Annotated in this window: 6 protein-coding genes and 1 pseudogene; 6 read left to right on the top strand and 1 reads right to left on the bottom strand. The window is 22.5% G+C overall.

The window, feature by feature from the left end; all coding sequences use genetic code 4:
- A pseudogene (locus AB668_RS05920) lies at positions 1 to 336 on the bottom strand (hypothetical protein); the annotation flags it as partial.
- Positions 337 to 742: 406 nt separating this feature from the next.
- Here AB668_RS05920 and AB668_RS01760 point away from each other — a divergent pair.
- The 6 genes from AB668_RS01760 to AB668_RS01735 all read left to right on the top strand — a co-directional run bounded on the left by AB668_RS01760 (position 743) and on the right by AB668_RS01735 (position 4,951).
- Positions 743 to 1,012 (top strand): hypothetical protein, encoded by a 270-nt coding sequence (locus tag AB668_RS01760; protein WP_050517360.1) that lies wholly within the window; start codon positions 743 to 745, stop codon positions 1,010 to 1,012.
- A 716-nt stretch (positions 1,013 to 1,728) separates the two neighbouring features.
- Positions 1,729 to 2,298, top strand: a complete 570-nt coding sequence (fic, locus tag AB668_RS01755; RefSeq protein ID WP_050517359.1) for a protein adenylyltransferase Fic — start codon at positions 1,729 to 1,731, stop codon at positions 2,296 to 2,298.
- Between the two features lie 320 nt (positions 2,299 to 2,618).
- The gene (locus AB668_RS01750) at positions 2,619 to 3,485 is read left to right on the top strand and encodes an MSC_0882 family membrane protein (protein WP_050517358.1); all 867 of its coding nucleotides are present in this window, start codon (positions 2,619 to 2,621) and stop codon (positions 3,483 to 3,485) included.
- A gap of 231 nt (positions 3,486 to 3,716) precedes the next feature.
- Positions 3,717 to 4,154, top strand: coding sequence for a single-stranded DNA-binding protein (locus AB668_RS01745; protein ID WP_050517357.1), 438 nt, complete (start codon positions 3,717 to 3,719; stop codon positions 4,152 to 4,154).
- Between the two features lie 23 nt (positions 4,155 to 4,177).
- Positions 4,178 to 4,381 (top strand): hypothetical protein, encoded by a 204-nt coding sequence (locus AB668_RS01740; RefSeq protein ID WP_050517356.1) that lies wholly within the window; start codon positions 4,178 to 4,180, stop codon positions 4,379 to 4,381.
- A 108-nt stretch (positions 4,382 to 4,489) separates the two neighbouring features.
- Positions 4,490 to 4,951, top strand: coding sequence for a BspA family leucine-rich repeat surface protein (locus AB668_RS01735; RefSeq protein WP_050517355.1), 462 nt, complete (start codon positions 4,490 to 4,492; stop codon positions 4,949 to 4,951).
- Positions 4,952 to 4,985: the final 34 nt, after the last annotated feature.

Below are 4,985 nucleotides of genomic sequence, written 5' to 3'. Positions count from 1 at the left end.
TTTTGGATTTATAGAACGTAATAATGAAATTGCATACAAGTGATTGGCAAAATCTGATGTATAAACTTCTTTTAGATCACTTAAAATATCTTGTGAAACCGATTTAGCTAATTCATAATCACCATAATATTTAAAGCTAATCTCCTTTTTAATTTCTTCTTTTTTAATAAACTCACCATCAATGATGTGTCCTATCACTTTACCCTCTTTTGGTTGATTAGAACCGTTTTTTCTTACACAACCAACTCTTTCAATTACAGCTCATTTTGAACCAGATTTTTTTATTACAGTATTCTTTGGTCTTGTAACTTGTCGTATCTCTAATGGTACTCCCATGTTAACCTCCTATATAGTTAATTATATAGTTAAATTATAGCATAATTAAGTAATATTTTAAAGTATTTTTTTAAATTTTCTGGAATATTTTAAAGTATTTTTTTAAATTTTTGTAACAAAAAAACGAGATATTTTAATTAAAATCTCATTTTTTATGCAATATAACTGCTTTTTATTATATTTTATGATGTTTGTATAGTTAATTTATGCGGTAAACTTTTGTTTAAGAAAAAAAGGAGCACAAAGGTCATCAAATATAGGAACTATTAAAGCTTTTATTTTTCTTTTAAAAATTAATGTTTTTTATCATATTGAAAAAGGTAAACAAAAATTCAATGAGAAAAAAGAACAAACTAAACAAGCAGTTGAACAAGCTTGAAATAAAACAACTGATTGATTTACAAAATTGTTTTGAAAACCAAAACCACAAAAACATGGATTTGACTTTACTAAATTAAATGAAAATGAAATTGAAAAGTTAAAAAATTATGCTATTTTTAAAGATTATGAATTTAAATCAGATGATATCTTGTATGAATTAGTTGAGTTCTATAAAGAATATGAACAAAGAGATATTGAAGATCTTTTATATGATGAACAACATGCTGAATTTGTCAATAGCTTCATATCTGAAAAAGATGAACAATGATATAAAGAATTAGAAGAATTACTTTAATATTTTAAAAAATATTAGTTTTTTGTTACTTAGGTTTTGATTATCTAAGGTTTTTTAGCGTGGTTAAATTTCTAAAAAAATGAGAAAAGTCATAAAATTAGAGATATTTTTCTAAAAAATAGATAAGTTCAGTTGTTTTAAAGTTATTTTTTATTGATTTTTAAAAAAGTAGCAAAAAAAGATGTTCTCTAATTAAAGAATTTATAGATTAAAGAATTTATAGATTAAAGAATTAAAAAGATTAATATTATTAATAAATTAACATTATTAAATAAATAAAATAATATTTTATTTATAATTAAAGAATTAAAGATAAAAGAATACCACTCAAATATTTCATATTTTCGTGGTAGGCAATTTATATTCTCAAACACAAGTTTGGAATATAAATTATGAAAAAACACAAATTTTTTCTTTTCTTATAAAAATCATCAAATAAACAACGATTTTTAATGTTTTGGTATTTTATTACTAAATAATGATTTTTGTTGAAATATGGAGTTATTAATAGGGTTTAAAGAGATTTTAAGATAATAGAAACAATCAAAAATTTAAAGTTAATAAAATATTGGTTAAATATTTGGTTAAAACCCTTAAAAACACTTGTATTGTTAGATGAATGTAAAATTATAAAAAATTCAAGTAAAAATATAAAATCAAATTTATTAAAGTTGTATAATAAAATATGAAGTTTTATTTAGAAAGGATGTTTAATTATGAAACCAAACTTTGTTGAAGAAGAACATGAGATTGAACTTTCTAAAAAACGTTGTGAAGAATTATGAGATAAAAATATTATTAATACTTTTGAAGTTGGAACTTGAAAAGGACTACAACAAATTCATAAATATATTTTTCAAGATGTATTTGACTTTGCTGGAGAAATGAGAAAAGTTAATATAGCAAAAAATGATTTTATGTTTGCTCCATTAATGTTTTTAGAAGAAAATTTAAATTCAATTGATAAAATGCCAGAAAATACTTTTGATGAAATTATAGAAAAGTATGTTGAAATGAATATTGCCCATCCATTTAGAGAAGGAAATGGTCGTTCAACTAGAATTTGATTAGATTTAATATTAAAAAAGAGATTAAATTTAGTAGTTAATTGAGAATTTATTGATAAGAATTATTATTTAGCTGCTATGATTAGGTCAAGTGTTAATCCAGCAGAACTAAAATCATTATTAAAAAAACATCTAACTGATAAAGTTAATGACAGAACTACATTTATGAAAGGTATAGCTAAATCTTATGAATATGAAGGATATTATATTAAAATCTAATCCTTAAATTTTAAAAATAATATATAAACAAAATTGAAGTTTCTAGCTATTTATAGAAACTTTTTTATTGTTAAAATGATCACATTTTCAATTCAAAATCTTTAATATTCCAGATTTCACTTCAAAATCTTTAATTCTCAAAAATATTTTTATATAATTATTATTAGAAAAAAACAAACACAAAAAATGAATATGACAACTATCGGGTGAATTTACTTGATAGATTTTTAACGTTCATAGCAAATATCAAGATTTACCTAACCATTTGGTGTGAAAATAAACAAACATTTACACAATAGAAAGGTATTTTTTATGCTATTATGAATTCTAATTTTTTAGTTCAGCAAGAACAAATATCATTTAATAACAATTTACCCATTTCAATGAATTTTGAAAATGGACTAGAACCTTTGAAGAATTTTATTAAGTTTAGAAAACTTAAAAATAGGTTTTTTATATATTCTTCTTTCTTATTAATTTCTACATTAATAGTTTTAATTTTGAAAATTGATTGAACAGAAAAAATTATTGACTTTTTAAATTCAAAAAATTTTAATTTAATAACAAAAGAAATGATAACCAGCAATCATTGATTGTTATATGTATTTTTAAGTTGTGCTTTTCTTATATTAGGTTTTACATTCTTAGTTAACTTGATTAATTTACATCAATTAAAAATTGGTATCAAAACTTATAAAACTAATCAAAATAACAAAGGCATTCCATTTCTTGCAAAACAACTTTATAAAAAACAATTAAAAAAGAAATATTATGTCAACTGAATTTGTTTAACAATTTACTGATTAATTTTAATTTCAACACTTTCTTACACTTTGTACACTTTTTATTTACTTAAAAAACCAGATATTAAATCTCTAATAATTCATAACAAAATAGTTTATATAGTTAGTTTATCTACATTTTCATTAGTAATCTTATTTCAAATTTGGTCTTTAATTTCTATTAAATATCTTAAAGGAAACTTAGAAAGTATTTATGCTACTGAGTTTTTTACACCTGAAGAAATTGTAATTATACAACAAAGTGCGAATAGAATAGGTAAATGAATTTTTATTATTACAGTTAGTATAACAGTGGTTATAATTAGTATTTTTTTCATCTTTTTTAAAGTTGAAAGAAGAAAACTATCTGACATAACAAAAATCTTTACAGTGTTTAAAAAATAACAATGAAAAGAAATAAATTTAATATTTACAAAGAAATAAATAACATTAGTGAAATTAAAGAAATCCATTACCATGTATGTTCAAAACACATAATTAAGAAGAAAAGTTGAACTTTTAAACTTTTTAAAAAAACTTGTTCTTGTAAAACAATCATTAAAACAAATGAAAATAAGACATACTGTATATAACTTATATACCTTATATACCCCCAGAAAGGATAATTAAATTTTTATGAATAGAGTTTGTTTAGTAGGAAGAATAACAAGAGATTTAGAGTTAAGAGAATCTAAAACTTATGAAAAATTTCTCTTCTTTACACTTGCAGTGACTGAATATGTTTCAAAAGAAAAATCACTTGCTTATTTTATTCCTTGTTTTGTTAAAGGAAAAAATGCTGAAAACATGGCTAAGTATCTTTCAAAAGGAAGTTTAATTTCTGTTGATGGAAAGATCACTACAAGAAGCAATAAAACACCTGATGAAAGAATTGAAACTATTGTTTCTGTTGTAGTTGATAAAGTTAAATTTTTAGAATCCAAAAAAATTAAAAATGACAATTATCAAAACTATGATTTCTTTGATTCTATTGATAACAAAACATTAGAAAACATTTCATCAAATCCAAATGAAAACAAAGATGATGATGAATTTGCAATTTTATGAGAATAAACACTTAAAAAGGAGAGATATATATGGAAAAACCATTTTTCAAACAAAAAGAAACATATTTTTATTTCTTTGCTTTATTTCTTTCTTTAATTACTGCATCATTTTTTGTTGTTTTTGCAATTATATATTCCTCATTTGCTTTAGTACCAGTTTCTTTAGCATTTTTTCTGATGAGTTTTATAGCTGGAGTGATTTTACAAATTAGATTTAATAATACAAAAATGTAAATATCTAATTCACCTTACTCAAAAAAACATTTATAACAAATCATTCTACAAACATACATAGAGTTATATACCTTATACACCTTATATACCCTAGAAAGGATACAAAATATGAACAACCAAAACCTTTACAAAAACCCAAAATACAACTCAGATTTCACCGAATGCTTAGAAATCGGTTGATTTACAAATGAAGACGGTGTAGTTGAAATTCAATCTTTTCATTATAAGACTAAAAAAGTACCTAGTGAACTACCTAAGCACATTACAAGCTTGAAATTTGCTTTTTGAAAGAACATAAATACAAAAATACAAGGTATCGAAAACTGAGACACTTCAAAAGTAACTGATATGAGTTTTATGTTTTACAATGCTAAAAGATTCAATACAAATATCTCTAATTTTAACACTTCAAAAGTAACTGATATGAGTTTCATGTTTAGTCGAGCAGAAAGTTTTAATCAGAACATATCAAATTGAGATACATCAAAAGTTATTTACTTTTGTGACTTTGTAACTAACTCAAACCCCAACTGAAAAGATACCCACAAACCAAAATACAATCAAACATAGAGTTATATACCTTATATACCTACCAATTAGAAAG

Origin of the sequence: Mycoplasma sp. HU2014 (assembly GCF_001199495.1) — a bacterium.
Lineage (GTDB): Bacteria > Bacillota_I > Bacilli_A > Mycoplasmatales > Mycoplasmataceae > Mycoplasma.
Note: the sequence above shows the minus strand (reverse complement) of the source record. Positions and strands in the feature narration are given on the sequence as shown.